General features: G+C 72.7%; 16 protein-coding genes. 7 read left to right on the top strand and 9 right to left on the bottom strand.

Annotated elements, in window-relative coordinates:
• Nucleotides 1–33: 33 nt before the first annotated feature.
• A complete protein-coding gene (gene purD / locus DEJ06_RS10415) occupies nt 34–1,302 on the top strand; it encodes a phosphoribosylamine--glycine ligase (RefSeq protein WP_110864321.1) in 1,269 nt (422 codons plus the stop codon).
• The gene (locus tag DEJ06_RS10410; RefSeq protein ID WP_111039238.1) at nt 1,299–2,168 is read left to right on the top strand and encodes a phosphoribosylaminoimidazolesuccinocarboxamide synthase; all 870 of its coding nucleotides are present in this window, start codon (nt 1,299–1,301) and stop codon (nt 2,166–2,168) included. The genes purD and DEJ06_RS10410 overlap by 4 nt, the downstream gene beginning before the upstream one ends.
• A 356-nt stretch (nt 2,169–2,524) precedes the next feature.
• On the opposite strand, the gene DEJ06_RS10405 is transcribed toward DEJ06_RS10410, so the two are convergent.
• Nucleotides 2,525–3,730, bottom strand: a complete 1,206-nt coding sequence (locus tag DEJ06_RS10405; RefSeq protein WP_111039237.1) for a PP2C family protein-serine/threonine phosphatase — start codon at nt 3,728–3,730, stop codon at nt 2,525–2,527.
• Nucleotides 3,731–3,818: 88 nt separating this feature from the next.
• On the opposite strand from DEJ06_RS10405, the gene DEJ06_RS10400 reads away from it, so the two are divergent.
• Nucleotides 3,819–4,136, top strand: a complete 318-nt coding sequence (locus tag DEJ06_RS10400; protein ID WP_071405843.1) for a hypothetical protein — start codon at nt 3,819–3,821, stop codon at nt 4,134–4,136.
• Between the two features lie 67 nt (nt 4,137–4,203).
• Here DEJ06_RS10400 and DEJ06_RS10395 read toward each other — a convergent pair whose 3' ends face one another.
• Complete coding sequence (locus DEJ06_RS10395; RefSeq protein WP_181436777.1) at nt 4,204–5,823, bottom strand: MFS transporter; 1,620 nt, start codon at nt 5,821–5,823, stop codon at nt 4,204–4,206.
• Nucleotides 5,824–5,904: 81 nt separating this feature from the next.
• On the bottom strand, nt 5,905–6,636 hold the full coding sequence (locus DEJ06_RS10390; RefSeq protein WP_111039235.1) for an alpha/beta fold hydrolase: 732 nt from the start codon (nt 6,634–6,636) through the stop codon (nt 5,905–5,907).
• Nucleotides 6,637–6,918: 282 nt separating this feature from the next.
• Between DEJ06_RS10390 and DEJ06_RS18060 the strand changes: the two genes are divergently transcribed.
• The gene (locus DEJ06_RS18060; protein ID WP_146245832.1) at nt 6,919–7,458 is read left to right on the top strand and encodes a hypothetical protein; all 540 of its coding nucleotides are present in this window, start codon (nt 6,919–6,921) and stop codon (nt 7,456–7,458) included.
• A gap of 96 nt (nt 7,459–7,554) precedes the next feature.
• Here DEJ06_RS18060 and DEJ06_RS10380 read toward each other — a convergent pair whose 3' ends face one another.
• From DEJ06_RS10380 to DEJ06_RS18600, 4 genes are read right to left on the bottom strand one after another with little or no spacing between them, the layout of a single operon-like run.
• Nucleotides 7,555–8,412 (bottom strand): helix-turn-helix domain-containing protein, encoded by an 858-nt coding sequence (locus DEJ06_RS10380; protein WP_111039233.1) that lies wholly within the window; start codon nt 8,410–8,412, stop codon nt 7,555–7,557.
• A gap of 38 nt (nt 8,413–8,450) precedes the next feature.
• On the bottom strand, nt 8,451–9,269 hold the full coding sequence (locus DEJ06_RS10375; protein WP_111039232.1) for a helix-turn-helix transcriptional regulator: 819 nt from the start codon (nt 9,267–9,269) through the stop codon (nt 8,451–8,453).
• The gene (gene lepB / locus DEJ06_RS18605) at nt 9,266–9,913 is read right to left on the bottom strand and encodes a signal peptidase I (RefSeq protein WP_258372438.1); all 648 of its coding nucleotides are present in this window, start codon (nt 9,911–9,913) and stop codon (nt 9,266–9,268) included. The genes DEJ06_RS10375 and lepB overlap by 4 nt, the downstream gene beginning before the upstream one ends.
• Entirely contained in the window at nt 9,910–10,485 is a 576-nt protein-coding gene (locus DEJ06_RS18600) for a hypothetical protein (RefSeq protein ID WP_258372437.1), read from the bottom strand. The genes lepB and DEJ06_RS18600 overlap by 4 nt, the downstream gene beginning before the upstream one ends.
• Before the next feature lie 127 nt (nt 10,486–10,612).
• On the opposite strand from DEJ06_RS18600, the gene DEJ06_RS10365 reads away from it, so the two are divergent.
• The 3 genes from DEJ06_RS10365 (at nt 10,613) to DEJ06_RS10355 (ending at nt 13,013) form a co-directional block, all read left to right on the top strand.
• Nucleotides 10,613–11,398, top strand: coding sequence for an SDR family oxidoreductase (locus DEJ06_RS10365; protein WP_111039231.1), 786 nt, complete (start codon nt 10,613–10,615; stop codon nt 11,396–11,398).
• Between the two features lie 68 nt (nt 11,399–11,466).
• Nucleotides 11,467–12,336: a VOC family protein gene (locus DEJ06_RS10360; protein ID WP_111039230.1), complete on the top strand. Its 870-nt coding sequence runs from the start codon at nt 11,467–11,469 to the stop codon at nt 12,334–12,336.
• Between the two features lie 110 nt (nt 12,337–12,446).
• Nucleotides 12,447–13,013 (top strand): GNAT family N-acetyltransferase, encoded by a 567-nt coding sequence (locus DEJ06_RS10355; protein WP_111039229.1) that lies wholly within the window; start codon nt 12,447–12,449, stop codon nt 13,011–13,013.
• A 76-nt stretch (nt 13,014–13,089) separates the two neighbouring features.
• On the opposite strand, the gene DEJ06_RS10350 is transcribed toward DEJ06_RS10355, so the two are convergent.
• Together DEJ06_RS10350 and DEJ06_RS10345 are read right to left on the bottom strand one after the other, a co-directional pair.
• Nucleotides 13,090–14,607, bottom strand: coding sequence for a catalase (locus tag DEJ06_RS10350; RefSeq protein ID WP_035808050.1), 1,518 nt, complete (start codon nt 14,605–14,607; stop codon nt 13,090–13,092).
• Between the two features lie 95 nt (nt 14,608–14,702).
• Nucleotides 14,703–15,209, bottom strand: coding sequence for a Fur family transcriptional regulator (locus DEJ06_RS10345; RefSeq protein ID WP_258372436.1), 507 nt, complete (start codon nt 15,207–15,209; stop codon nt 14,703–14,705).
• Nucleotides 15,210–15,230: the final 21 nt, after the last annotated feature.

The following is a 15,230-nucleotide window of genomic DNA, read 5'->3' as shown; positions in this document are numbered from 1 at the left end:
CGGGCGGCGAGTCGGGCTGGGTAGGGTGATCGGGTGCGAATCCTCGTCCTCGGTTCCGGTGCCCGCGAGCACGCGATCATCACGGCCCTCCTCGCTGAGCATGCCGGTCACGTCATCACGGCAGCGCCCGGCAACGCCGGCATCGCCGCCGACGTCGAGACCGTCTCCCTCGACCCCACCAACGGTGCGCTCGTCGCGGAGTACGCGATCGAGAACGACGTCGAGCTCGTCGTCGTGGGCCCCGAGGCCCCGCTCATCGCCGGCGTGGCCGACCCGGTGCGCACCCGCGGCATCCCCGTGTTCGGGCCGGGCAAGGCCGCCGCACAGCTCGAGGGCTCGAAGGCGTTCGCCAAGCGGATCATGGGCGAGGCCGGTGTGCCCACCGGGCGCCCGGTCTACGCCGGCACGGCGGACGAAGCCGTCGCCGCGATCGACGAGCTCGGCGCCCCGTACGTGGTCAAGGCCGACGGGCTCGCCGCTGGCAAGGGCGTGCTCGTGACCGACGACCGCCAGGCCGCGATCGACCACGCCACCTACTGGCTCCAGCACGGGCACGTCGTGGTCGAGGAGTTCCTCGACGGCGAAGAGGTCTCGTTGTTCTTCCTGAGCGACGGGCACGACGTCCGCGCGCTCAGCCCCGCGCAGGACTACAAGCGCCTGGCCGACGGCGACCTCGGACCGAACACGGGCGGCATGGGCGCGTACTCGCCGCTGCCGTGGCTCGCCGACCGCTGGCCGTCCGAGCAGGCCTTCGTCGACGAGGTCACCGAGCTCGTCGCGCTACCGACCGTCCGCCGCCTCGAGCACGAGGGCACGCCGTTCGTCGGGCTCCTGTACTGCGGCCTCATCGTCACCGAGCAGGGCGTCCGCGTGATCGAGTTCAACGCGCGCTTCGGTGACCCGGAGACGCAGGTCGTGCTCCCCCGCCTGGCGACCCCGCTCAGCGAACTCCTGCTGGCCGCCGCCACCGGGCAGCTCGGTGCCGTGCCCGCACCCGTGTTCCGCGACGAGGTCGCCGTGACCGTCGTCCTGGCGAGCGAGGGCTACCCGGAGAACCCGCAGACCGGCCGACCGATCACCGGCATCGACGACGCGAACGCCCGCGACGGCGTCTCGGTCGCGCACGCCGCCACCGGCGTCCTCGACGACACGCTCGTCGCCACGGGCGGCCGGGTGCTCAGCGTCGTCGCGACCGGGTCGGATTTCGCCCAGGCCCGTGAGCGTGCCTACGCCGGGCTCGGCGACATCACGCTCGAGGGCGCGCAGTTCCGCACCGACATCGCCGCGAAGGTCGCGAAGTGACCGCCCCTGCGCCGATCGCCGGCTGGCACCACGTCTCGTCCGGCAAGGTCCGCGAGCTCTACGTGCCCGAGGGCACCGCCGACCTGGCGAGTGCGTCCGAGCTGCTGCTCGTCGCCTCGGACCGGGTCAGCGCGTACGACTTCGCGCTCGAGCCGCCGATCCCGGGCAAGGGCGAGCTGCTGACCCGCCTGTCGCGGTTCTGGTTCACCCAGCTGAGCGACGTCCCGAACCACATCATCGGCCCGTCCTCCGGTGGCACCCCGGTGCCCGCCGAGGTCGAGGCACGGTCGATGCACGTCATGCCGCTCACGATGTTCCCCGTCGAGTGCGTCGTACGCGGGTACCTGGTCGGCAGCGGCTGGGCCGAGTACCAGGAGACCGGCAGCGTGTGCGGCGTCGCGCTCCCCGCGGGCCTGTCCAACGGTGACCGCCTGCCGGAACCGATCTACACGCCGGCGTACAAGGCGGCCCAGGGCGAGCACGACGAGAACATCTCGTACGAGCAGACCGTCGACCTGGTCGGTGCCGAGACCGCGGCCACCCTGCGCGAGCTCTCGCTGCACGTCTACACCGAGGCCGCGGCCATCGCCCTCGAGCGGGACGTCGTCATCGCCGACACCAAGTTCGAGTTCGGGCAGGACGCCACCGGCCGGATCCGCATCGCCGACGAGGTCCTGACGAGCGACTCCAGCCGCTACTGGGACGCCCGCTCCGCCGACCGCACCGACTCGTTCGACAAGCAGATCGTGCGGGACTGGCTCAGCGCGCACTGGGACCGCCAGGGCACGCCGCCGGTGCTCCCGGACGAGATCGTCGAGCGCACGGCTGCGCGCTACGCCGAGCTGATCGAGCGCCTCGGCGCCTGACGCCGCGCCCAGCGCGGCGCGTGGCGTGGCGTGGCGTGACCCGGACGGTCACGACACCCCGCTCACGTCCGTCGGGCGGTCACGAACCGTCGGCCGACGCCCCGCCAGCCGACAGTTCGCGACCACTCGGCGCCCCACGCACGACACGTCGCGACCCCTCGCCGCGTGACGCCCGTCGCCGGCCGAACGGTCACGACACCCCGCTCAGGTCCGGCGAACGGTCACGAACCGTCGCCCGAGGCCCCGCCAACCGACGGTTCGCGACCACTCGGCGCCCCAGGCACGACACGTCGCGACCACTCGGCCGGCGACGACCCGCCGCGCGACCGCCGACGAGCCGGACAGTTCTCGACCGGTCAGGCCTCGCGCGCCACCACGACGACGGTCAGGTCGTCGCCCGGGTCGTGCTCGGCGACGCGTGCGCGCACCCGCTGCAGGAACGTCTCGACGTCCGGGGACTCCCGGTACAGGGACCCGAGCTCCGACAGCGACGCGAGCGTGGAGTCCCAGAGCTCGAGCGCGCCGTCGGTCACGACGATGAGCACGTCACCGGGCCGGAGCACGAGCGACCCGGCCGCGCGGGGCATCCCGGCGGGGTGCAGCCCGATCGGCAGGTCCGACGACCGCAGGATCCGCTCGGCACCGTCGTCACGGAGCTGCAGCACGAGCCCGTGGCCGGCGTCGGCGAAGTCGAGTCGCCCGGTGGACGGGGTCAGCCGGCCGTGGAACATCGTCGCGAAGGACTCGGCACGGCTGAGCTCGGGGGCGACCTGCGCCTCGAGTTCGGCGACGGCGGTGCCCGGGTCCTGGTCGCCGCGGGCGAGCAGCCCTCCGCGGATGTTCGCGGCGAGGAGCCCGGCGGACATCCCCTTGCCCATGACGTCCGACACGGTCAGGTGGATCGAGTCCTCGCCGGAGCGGTGCCAGTCGTGGAAGTCACCGGAGACGAGCCCGTGCGGGATCGACATCCCCGTGATCCGGTACCCGGGAACCTGCACCTCGGTCGGCTGCAGGCCGTTGAGCACGGTGCGCAGGCGGTCCTCGTCGGCTCCGGCCAGGAGCTCACGCTCAGCCCAGACGCCGAGTTCCTGCAGCAGTTCGAGCTCGTCGGCGTCGAGGGTGCGCGGCTCGGGGTCGATCAGGCAGAGGGTACCGACCTTCAGGTCGTCGTCGCCTGCCCGGAGCCCGACACCGGCGTAGAACCGGACGTTGGGGTCGCCGAGCACCATCGGCAGGTCCGCGTACCGGGCGTCCTCGCGGGCATCCGGGACGACCACGGGCCCCTGCTCGCCCAGGGTCCGTCCGCAGAAGGTGTCCTGCAGCGGGATGACCGGCCCGAAGGCGTCGTCGCTCTGCTGCGACTTGATCGTCAGGGTGGTCTCGCCGGCCAGGTTGAGGAAGGAGCCGGAGACCCCGAGGGCCTCGCGCGCGATGCGGGTGATCCGTTCGAACCGTTCCTCGACGCCACCGTCGACCACGTCGAGTGCCGCGATCAGCGCCGCTCGCCGGACGGCATCGGCCCCGGTCGGCGCGGGCACGGACATCGCGGTTTCCGGCTGCATGCTCCCACGGTAACGCGCTGAACGGACAGGGCCTGGCCCCAGTCCGGAGGGCGCAAGCGGTCGGGCGCGGCGGCGTACCCTGGTCGTCGTGCTCCGAGTCGTCCCCGCAACCGTCCTCGGCGTGGCCGCGCTCCTGGCCCTCGCCGGCTGTGGCGCCCACGACTCCACCGGCCAGGTGTCGGTCACGGTGTCGTCGAACGCCGCCGACCACCCCTACGAGGTCAAGGTGTTCGCCTCGACCGGCAAGCTCTCCGAGCACCAGCGGGTGTTCCCGGGCGGCACGGCCGACTTCGCGGGCGTTCCCCTCGGCAAGGTCACGGTCCGCGCCGGCGACCTCTGCCCGCAGACGACCAAGGTGTCCGACGGCACGGTCGCGACGGTGACCCTCACCACGACCGGCTGCTGACACCACCCGACTCCACGACCGGCTGCTGACACCACCCGCCACCACGACCGGCCGCTGACCCCACCCGTCACCCCGACGACGGGCTGCCGACCCCCTCCGCGACCAGGTGCTCGACACGCGGCTCGCCCGCGACCTCGCGCACCGCCTGCAGGGTCCGCGCGTCGTCCCCGGTCTGCCGGACCTCGTGCTGGTCGACGTGCTCCTGCCACGACCCCACCCGGAACGCCTCCACCCAGGCGTCCGGCCCGGTCGCGACGTCCCGGTAGAGGTTCCAGTCACGGGCACCGGTCCGCCGACGACTCCGCCCGAGCCGTTCGGCGCGCGCCCGGAACTCGTCGACCGCGTCCGCCGGGACCGTCCAGTGCAGCAGCACGAGGGTCTCCCCCGTCGCCGCGCCGTGGTCGTCCGCCACGAACACCTCGTCCCCGAACGGCATCGGCGTCACGGCGCGCTGCCGGTCGGTGAGCACCGGAAACCCGGACACGAGCAGCACTGCGGCGCTGAGCGCGGTAAGGACGCCGGCCCCGGCGAGCACGCCCGTCACCCCGAGCGGCGTGGCGACCGCGCCGGCGAGCGCCGCACCGATCGCGGTGCAGCCGAACAGCACGAGCTGGTACGCGGCGAGCCCGCGGGTCCGGACCCAGGCGGGCAGGAACGCCTGCACGGTGCCGTTCAGGGTCGTCACCACGGCGATCCAGGCCACCCCGCCGACCAGCAGCGCGACGAGCACGACCTCCAGCACGGGGACGAGCGCGACGACGGTGGTGCAGACGCCGAACACCACCGAGGCGATGCCGACCGTGCGGCCGATGCCGAGCCGCGCACGGACCGCCGGCATCAGGAACGCCCCGCCGACGGACCCGATGCCGACGGCGGCGAGCAGCAGTCCGTACCCGCCGGAGGACAGGCCGAGCGAGCCGTCGGCGACGAGCGGCAGGAGTGCCCACAGCGCGTTCGCGGGCACCATGAAGACGGCGAGCTGCACGAGCAGCCGGCGGACGACCGCCGCGTGCAGGACGTACCGCAGCCCGGCGCGGGTGGCGTCGATGAACGGTTCGGCCCGCGTCTCGGGGCGCTGGTAGCCGCGCCAGGCGACGAGCACCACCAGGAAGAGCGCGAACGACAGCGCGTTGGCGGCGAACACGAATGGCACGCCGAGCTGCGCGATCACCACCCCGGCGAGCGCCGGTCCGATCGCCCGGGCGACGTTGACGCCGACGGAGCTGAGCGCCGCGGCGTCGGTGATCGCGGCGCGCGGCACGATCTCGGGCACGAGCGCCTGGTACGCGGGCAGCTGGAGCGCCGAGGCGGTCCCGAGCAGGAACGTGACGGTGAGCAGGAGCGCCGGGGTCATGTCGCCGGTCGCGGTGAGCACGGTCATCACGACGCCGACGACCACCTGGAACGCCTGCACCCCGATGAGCAGCTTCCGTCGGTCGACGAACTCGCCGATCACCCCGGCGGGGATCCCGACGAGCAGCACCGGCAGGCTCGACGCGGTCTGCACGAGGGCGACGACGACGGGTGCGGCGTGCTCGTCGACGAGCAGCCACTGCGCGCCGACGGTCTGCATCCAGCTGCCGATGTTGCTCACCAGCACCGCGATCCACAGGGCGCGGAAGACCGGGATCGCGAGCGGCGCCAGGGCGCCGCCGCGGGGTGCTTTGGTGGTGCGTTCCGTGGTCACGTCGCCTCCTGGGGTGGGACGGGGACATCCTGGAGGCGCGGTGTGCGCCGGGCGCACGCCGCGCCTCCAGGGATGGTCGGGTCAGGCGGCGGCGTCGGTCGCGCTGGTCGCGGCGACGGCCCGCTCGATGACGTCGGCGACGTCCTTCGGGTGGGTCTGCATGACGAGGTGCGGGGCGGCGAGCTCGGTCACGTCGGTGATGCCGGCGCGGGTGTAGCCGAAGCGCTCGACCTCGGGGTTGATGGTGTGGTCGTCGGACGAGACGATTGCCCACGCGGGGGTGGTCTTCCACGCAGCGGCGGAGGCCGGCTCGCCGAACGCCGCGCCGGAGAGCGGGCGCTGCGAGACCGCCAGGACCTCGGCGACGCGCGGGTCGACCCCGGCGGCGAAGACCTGCGGGAACGCGTCGATCGCGACGGAGACGTCGGTGCCGTCCTCGGCGCCGGCGACCGGGTACGGCGTGTACACCAGGTTCGCGGCGAGGTCCGAGTCGGGGAACCCGCCCTGCAGCTGCCCGAGGCTCTCGCCGACCTCGAGCACGTAGCCGGAGACGTAGACGAGTCCGACGACGTTCTCGGCCTCGCCGGCGACGGTGATCACGGCCCCGCCGTACGAGTGCCCGGCGAGGACGACCGGCCCGTCGACGTGCTCGGCGACGGCGCGGATCGAGGCGCCGTCCTCGGCGAGGCTCCGGTTGTAGACCGGCGGGACGAGGACGGTGTGGCCGCGGTCGAGCAGCTCGCGGGTGACGGGTGCCCAGCTGGCGGAGTCGGCGAACGCGCCGTGGACGAGGACGATGGTGGGTGCAGCCATGTGCGGGTCTCCTTCGTGACGAACGTCTGGGGTGGTGCGGGGACCGGGGGTCCCGGCGTCGTCACGCTAGGGCTGGGGGTGCTGCGTCGTCGTGTCCCTGTCGTTGCCCGTCACCCCCGACGACAGCCCGTGCCGGCGGCCCCGGGTGCGGCGCACGGTGCGCTCCGACGGTCGGACACACCGTGCCGGGGTCCCCCTGCGGGGCGGAGGCTCCGCGACGGGGTCCCCGCCGGGGCCCCCTTCTCCCCCCTGCTCCACGGCGCGGCCGGTTAGCGTGATCGCATGGAACACGAAGACGGCACGACGACGACGTCGGCCCAGGACTTCGTGGACGCGCTCGCCGAACCGGTCGTGGTCTTCGACCGCCACCTGGACGTCGTGGCGGCGAACCGGATCGCCGGCGCCCTGTCCGCGTCCCTCACCGTCGGCACGAACCTGGCGCGGTTCACCTTCCTGAACCCCTGGGTCGAGGACTCGGTGGACGGCTGGGAGGCCGAGGCGCACCGCACCGCCGCGATGCTCCGGGACTCGCTGGACGAGCACGACGCCGACGACCGGTTCCAGGAACTCCTGGGCGAGCTGATGGCCAGGAGCACGACGTTCGCGACCGAGTGGGCCGGCGGAGCGGTCCGGCCGACTCGCCGCGGGGAGTCGGCGTTCGAGAACCCGCTGGTGGGCCGGATCGACCTGCGGTGGGAGCAGCTGCGTCGACTGGAGGACCCCGAGCACGTGCTCGTGGTGTGGACGGCTGCGGACGAGGAGTCCGCCGCGCGGCTCACGACGCTCCGGGGACTGCTCGACGAGGGCGCGACGACCGCCTGACCGGCGAGCGCGGCCACCACGGCGAGCGCGGCGACCGCGGCGACCGCGGCGACCGCGGCGACCGCGGCGACCGCAGCCACCACTGCGACCGCCTGGCTAGCCCACCGCGGTCTCGCCCGCGACCGGTTCCCGGCGCGCGGTGCCCTGCTGCACCTGCGCGGCGAGGTACGCGACGGCCGCGGCTGCGGGGGTGCCGGGGTCGGCCCAGAAGGTGACGAGCACGTGGGAGCTGCCCGGGATCGCGAGGTTCTGCCAGCGGAACTCGACCCACCCGATCGGGTCGATCCAGTGCCGCGAGACCCCGGTGCGCTGCACGGCGACGTCGTGCCGCGCCCAGATGCGGGCGAAGTCCGGGTCCTGCAGGGTCAGGGTGCCGACGATCTCCTGCAGCCGGGGGTCCTCGGGTTCGGCGTGCAGCCGGAGCGCGGCGACGACCCGGTGCGCGGTGCGGTCCCATTCGGCCGCGTGCTGCCGGGACGCCTCGGAGAACATCTGCAGGACGAGGTTCGCGCCCGGCTCCATGTAGCCGGGGCCGAGGGCGCTCGCCAGGGCGTTGGACAGGATGATGTCCTGGTTGCGGTCCATCACGAACGCCGGGGTGTGCGACCACTGCGCCAGGAGCGACCGGACCGAGTCGTCGAGCCCCGGCGGCACGGCCCCCTCGGGGCGGCGGCGTTCGGCGTGTGCGAGGCGGCGCAGGTAGTCGACCGCCTCGTGGTCGAGCCGCAGGGCCCGGCCGAGCGCCACGAGCACCTGGTCGGACGGCTGGTGATCGCGGCCGCGTTCGAGCCGCAGGTAGTACTCGGGGCTGATGCCCGCGAGCCGCGCGACCTCTTCACGGCGCAGGCCGTCCACTCGTCGTCCGGGCTCGCGGGTGAGGCCGACGTCCTCGGGCTGGACGAGTGCCCGACGGGCGCGGAGGTACTGCCCCAGTTCGGACCGTCGCGCATCCACGCGAGCAGGATAGCCGGAATCCGCAAAGAACGCGAGAACTACCGTTCTCCGGGTGTGCCGCTCCGCGCGATGGTCTGGTGCGGCGGCTCCCCGAACCGTTCCCGGTAGTACGCCGCGAACCGCCCCAGGTGGGTGAACCGCCACCGCCGCGCGACCTCGCTGACGAGCAGCGCGCGGGAACCCGGCCGCCCCAGCTCCAGGTGCACCCGGTCGAGCCGGACCTCACGCAGGTACTGCATGGGCGTGACGCCGAGACGACGGCGGAACAGGTCCTGCAGGCCGCGCTCGCTCAGGTCGCAGGCCGCCGCGACGTCCGCCACGGTCAGCGTCCGGTCGGCGTGGTCGTGCACGAAGCCGATCGCCCGCCGCATCCGGTCCGCGACGTCCGATCGCGACCGGGCGAAGGTCGACAGGACGACGGTCGCGATCCGCCGGTTCAGGGCCGCACGGTCGTCGGCGGGCAGGGCCGGGTCGAGGATGCGCCCGGAGGCCTCGCGCAGCAGTGCCCGCAGCGGCTCGAGTGCGGGATCGGCCGCGTCCGGCTGCCCGAACACCGAGGACTCCCCCGTGTCGCCGAGCAGCGACGGCGACAGGTGCAGCAGCGTCGTGGCGGTCGCGTCGGTCTCGAACCCGTACGCGACGGACGCCGAGAGCATCATCGGGCGCTCGGCACCGACCTCCCAGTGCTCGCCGTCGTCGGCGGTCAGGCTGGCCCGGCCGTCGGCGAGCCAGAACACGACGTGGTCGGGGCGCGGACCGATCGTCCCCGACCGCTTGCCCGGTGTCGCGATCCGGTGGATCGACAGATCGTCGTCCCCGCCGGTCTCGTAGCCGAAGCCCTCGTCGTCCGCGGTCACGGCGTCGGGACCCGGTCCCACTCGTCGCCGTACCGGGACAGCACCGACCACCGCGAGACGGGCCACGTGGTCACGAAGGCGCGCCCCACGACGTCGTCGACCGGCACGGTGCCGTGCACGCGCGAGTCGGCGGAGTCGTAGCGGTTGTCGCCCATCACCCAGATGCGCCCCTTCGGCACGGTGATCTCGAAGTCCTTCCCGGCGACACGGTCCGACCCGCGTTCGAGCACGACGTAGGGCTCGTCCACCGCGTGCCCGTTCACCGACAGGCGACCCCGGGCGTCGCAGCACGACACCGTGTCACCCGGCAGGCCGATGACCCGCTTGATCAGGTCGTCGCCCTGGCCCATGCCGAGCCAGCCGCCTGGGTCCTGGAACACCACGACGTCACCGCGCTGCAGCGGGACGACCCCGGGCACGAGCTCGTTGACGAGCACCCGGTCCCCGATGAGCAGTGTGTTCTGCATCGAGGCCGAGGGGATGTAGAAGGAACGGACCAGGTACGCCTTCACCAGGAAGGACGCCAACAGCGCCACGACCACGATGATGACGAGGTCACGCAGGAACCGCAGCCCGCCGCGCTTCGGCTCGTCCTCGGCCGCTGGCTCGGACGGGGGTCCGGCGTGGGCATGCGTGTCGCTCAATGCGTCAGCACCACCTTGACGAGACCGATCACGAACGCCACCGCGGCCAGCACGATGCCGCCCCACAGCCCGAGGAACGTCGGCTGCTTCCCACTGAACCGCTGCATGAACACGCCCACCAGCCCGATGCGCACCACCAGGATCACGGTCGCCGCGACCTGTGCCCACTCCGCCGGCAGCCACCCGATCCAGGCAGCCGCGTAGAGGACCGCCGGGATCATGCCGGAGGTCGCGATCGGGTTGGCGTTCCGGACGATCGTCGCGACCGAGTCGCGGCGCGCAGCGCGGTCCGCAGCGGACTCCTCGCCGTCGTCGCCGAGCCCGTGCGCGACCAGGTGCGCGAGCACGTGCGCCAGGTACGTCAGCACCGCGGTCGCCAGGACGGTCGCCACCGCGGCGCCGTGGTGGATCTGCTCCGGGTTCACCGCGATCGCGACGGCGAGCACCGTGATGTTGCCGTAGATGTACGACGACATCCGGTCGCGGACGTGCTCGAGCGGCAGGTCGCGGGGGTCCGGGCGACCGCCGCGGGGTCCGCGCCCCGGTCGGGAGGGCCATCGTGTGCGTGGCATCCGTCCATCTTGGCCCCCGTGGTCGGCCGTCCGCCGACAGGACACCGGGTGCGATGGTCACACGGGTGGCCGGTTCCGGCAGACTGGGTGCCGATCGGTGCGACGGAGCGCCGGACAGGAGGCACGGATGACGTCCGCACGACCACTCGCCCTGGTGACCGGGGTGGGCCGCAGAGCCGGCATCGGCGCAGCGCTCGCCACCCGGCTGGCAACAGACGGATGGGACCTCGCCATCTCGTGGTGGGGACCCTACGACGACCGCGTGAGCGGCGGGGCGGACCCGGACGGGGTCGAGTCGGTGGTGCAGGAGTGCGAGGCGGCGGGAGCACGGGTGACGCGCCTCCCGGTCGACCTGGAGGACCCGGAGCAGGCGGCCGCACTCGTCGGCCGCGCCGAGACGGAAGCCGGCGCCCCCGTCTCCGCCCTCGTCATGTCGCACTGCGAGTCCGTCGACTCCGACTTCCGCACCACCACGGTCGAGTCGTGGGACCGCCACTTCGCCGTGAACGCCCGCGCACCGTTCCTGCTCGTGCAGGCCTACGCGGCCGGGCTCGAGCGCGCGGGTGAGGCCGCACCGCGCGACCGCCGCCGGATCGTGGCCCTGACGAGCGACCACATCGCGTACAACCTGCCGTACGGGGCGTCGAAGGGCGCGCTCGACCGGATCGTGTTCGGCGCCGCGAAGGAGCTCGGCAGCCTCGGTGTCAGCGCCAACGTGGTGAACCCGGGCCCGAACGACACCGGCTGGATGTCCGACGAGGTCAAGGGGTGGGCCGTCGAGGGCACCCCGCTCGGCCGGCTCGGACGCCCGTCGGACACCGCCGCACTCGTCGGGTTCCTCTGCTCGGAGCAGGGCGCGTGGGTGAACGGGCAGCTGCTGAAGTCGGACGGCGGGATCTCGAACAGCGCCTGATGCACCCATCTGGTTGACGCGTCATCGAATTGGTTGACGCGTCAACCAATCGGGCGCACACTAGGTGCATGCAAACGCACGAACTGCTCGCCGCCGACACCGGGATGGGCGCCGTCACGCTCCGCGTCGCCGACCTCGACGCGATGATCCGGTACTACCGCGACGGCGTGCGGCTGTCGCTGCTCTCCCACGACGGCGGCGTCGCCGTGCTGGGTCGCGGCAGCACGCCGATCGTGATCCTCGAGCACGCGCCCGCGATGCAGCACGCCGGCCCACGCGAGGCCGGACTGTTCCACACCGCGATCCTGTTCGACACCCGTGCCGACCTGGCCGCCGCGCTGTACTCGGTCGCCACGCAGTACCCGGCGGGCTTCACCGGCAGCGCCGACCACCTGGTGAGCAACGCGTTCTACTTCACCGACCCCGAGGGCAACGGCGTCGAGCTGTACTGGGACCGCGACCGCACCGAGTGGTCGTGGACGCACGGCATGGTCGACATGGACACGAAGTACGTCGACCCGAACGCGTTCCTGCAGTCCCACCTGACGCAGGACGCCCTGGAGACCGCCGCGGCACGCCCGGGCAAGGTCGGCCACGTGCACCTGTCCGTCGGCGACGTCGACGCCGCGCGCTCCTTCTACGTGGACACCCTCGGCTTCGAGACCACCGCCGGCTTCGGCGAGGCACTGTTCGTCAGCGCCGGCGGGTACCACCACCACATGGCCATGAACACGTGGAACTCCCGCGGCGCCGGGCGTCGACAGCTCGCACTGGGCCTGGGGCTCGTGCGCATCGAGGTCCCCGCGGCCGACGACCTCGGCGCCCTGACCGAACGCATGCGGCACGGCGGCGTCGAGCTCGCCGACGACGGCCGGACAGTCGCGTTCGACGACCCCTGGGCGAACCGCATCGAGGTGACCACGCCCGGTCGCGGCTGACGCGTCGCGGCACTTCGCGCTGACCGACACCCCACGCGCGCCCGGACCCGCGAGGTGTCGCCCAGCGCGAAACCTCCCCACACCGACCGCCGGACCGGCAGGATGGACCCGTGACTGACGACATCCGGTGGGAGGTGGTCGAGGAGAGCACGCTGTCGCTCCCCGACCACGAAGCGATCGCAGCGCTGCTCGGGCAGGCCTTCCCCGACTGGTCGCACTGGTACGTGGGCGGCCGGAGCTGGTCCGGCATGCAGCCGGAACGCCGGGTGCTCGCGCACGACGCCGACGGGGTCGTCCTGGCCCACGTCGGCATCCGCCGCATGTACATCTCCGTCGGCGGCAAAGACGTCCTGGTCGGCGACACCGGCCTGGTCGCCGTGTCGCCCCGACTGCAGGGCACCGGCGTCGGCCGCGAGCTGATGACCCGGACCGCGGCGGTCCTCGAGGGACTCCGCGTGCCCTTCGGGTTCCTCGGCGCGGGCGAGGACCGGATCCCCTTCTACACGAAGCTCGGCTGGCACGAGTTCCCCGAGGCTGTCGGCACCTTCTCGGCGTTCACCGCCGAGGGCGCGGGCGTCAGCAACACCGAGCAGGGCGGCTGGATGGCGCTGCCGGTGGCAGCGCAGCTCGAGGACTGGCCCGCCGGGCCGATCTGGCTCAACGGCCAGCAGGTCTAGACGCAACGACCAACGGACGGGAGGCCCGGTACCAGCTGGTACCGGGCCTCCCGTCCGTCAGGTCGTGCAGCGGGGCTTACGCCTCGACCGCGACCTTCTCCGGGTCCTCGTTGGAGCCCGGCGCGCTCGGCGCGACCGCGGCGCGCACGCGCGCACCCAGGTCGGCGTCGACGTTCGTCCAGTAGGCGAACACGCGCTCGCGCAGGTCGTCGCGCGTCACCTTCGAGACGTGACCGGCGATGTTGCCGACCAGGCGCTCGCGGGCGGCGTCGTCCAGGACCTCGCGGACGAGCGTGCCGGCCTGGCCGAAGTCGTCGTCCTCCGGGTGCAGGGTCGCGGCGGAACGCTGCAGCGCACCGTCGGACTCCCAGCCCGGGGCGTCGTCGGTCGCGTTCGGGTCGGCGTGCGCACCACCGAGCGAGTTCGGCGCGTACACCGGCACCTCGGACTTCTGGAAGTCGAAGCGCATGCCGCCGTCCTTCGAGTACGAGTGGACCTCGTTCTTCGGGGCGTTCACCGGCAGCTGGGCGTGGTTCGTGCCGACGCGGTAGCGGTGCGCGTCCGCGTAGCTGAAGATGCGCGCCAGGAGCATCTTGTCCGGGCTCGCCGCGATGCCGGGCACGAAGTTCGAGGGGGCGAAGGTCGCCTGCTCGATCTGCGCGAAGTAGTTCTCCGGGTTGCGGTTGAGCTCCATCGTGCCGACCTCGATGAGCGGGTAGTCCGCGTGCGGCCACACCTTCGTCAGGTCGAACGGGTTGAAGCGGTAGGTCGCGGCGTCCTCGTAGGGCATGACCTGCACCTTGAGGGTCCAGCGCGGGAAGTCCTGACGCTCGATCGCGGCGTGCAGGTCACGGATGTGGAAGTCCGCGTCCTCACCGGCGATGCGGTCGGCGTCCTCCTGCGTCAGGGTCTTGTGGCCCTGCTCGGTGATGAAGTGGTACTTCACCCAGAAGCGCTCGCCCTCGGCGTTGATCCACTGGTAGGTGTGCGAGCCGAAGCCGTCCATCTCGCGCCAGCTCGCCGGCAGGCCGCGGTCGCCCATCAGCCACGTGACCTGGTGCGCCGACTCGGGCGACAGGGTCCAGAAGTCCCACTGCATGTCGTGGTCACGCAGGTGCGAACCCGGCAGGCGCTTCTGCGAGCGGATGAAGTCGGGGAACTTGATGCCGTCGCGGATGAAGAACACCGGGGTGTTGTTGCCGACGAGGTCGTAGTTGCCCTCTTCGGTGTAGAACTTCAGCGCGAAGCCGCGGGGGTCGCGCCAGGTGTCCGGGGAGCCCTGCTCACCAGCGACGGAGGAGAAGCGGGCCAGCATCTCGGTCTGCTTGCCCGGCTGCAGGAACGCGGCGCGGGTGAAGCGCGAGACGTCCTGCGTGACGGTGAAGGTACCGAAGGCGCCGCCGCCCTTGGCGTGCACGACCCGCTCCGGGACGCGCTCGCGGTTGAACTGGGCGAGCTTCTCGACCAGGTAGTGGTCGTGCAGCGCGAGGGGGCCGTCGGCCCCGACGCCCATCGAGTGCTCGTCGCTCGAGACGGGTGCGCCGCTGTTGGTCGTGGTGGTCGGGGTGCCGGTCGGCGTGTTCTGGTCGGACACGGTTCCTCCTGGAGGTGGGACGTTGGTTCGGTCAGGGGTGCTCGGGTGGTTCGGGGTCCGGCGCGTCGTGCGGCCGGTGCGGTGGGCGGTCGCCGTCAGGCGGGCGTGTGGGCTCCGGGGGCCTGCGCGTTCGCGCCGGGCGCGTCTGGGTGATCGCGCTCTGCGACGTCGTGTTCTGCGTCGTCGCGCTCTGCCGCCGCGCAGCGTTCGCAGATGCCCCAGTAGGTGACCTCGGCGGTGGTGACCGCGAAGCCGTGGGTCTCGGACGGCGTCAGGCAGGGCGAGTGGCCGACCGCACAGTCGACGTCCTCGATCGCGCCGCACAGGGTGCAGACGATGTGGTGGTGGTTGTCACCGGTTCGGCGCTCGTACCGGGCAGGGCTGCCAGCCGGTTCGATGCGGCGGACGAGCCCGACGCCGGTCAGGGCGTTCAGCACGCCGTAGACGGCCTGGTGGCTGGTGGTCGGCAGCTCCACGGCGAGCGCGGTGACGATGTCGTCCGCGGTGGCGTGCGGCATCGAGTCCGTCGCGCGGAGCACCGCGAGTCGTGGGGTCGTGACCCGGAGCCCCGAGGAACGGAGCAGATCGGCGTCGGCGTCCATGCTGAGCCTTTCTTTTGCAGG

Origin of the sequence: Curtobacterium sp. MCLR17_051, assembly GCF_003234395.1 — a bacterium.
Lineage (GTDB): Bacteria > Actinomycetota > Actinomycetes > Actinomycetales > Microbacteriaceae > Curtobacterium > Curtobacterium flaccumfaciens.
The sequence above is the reverse complement of the archived record's forward strand: the minus strand, read 5'-3'. Positions and strand labels throughout refer to the sequence as shown.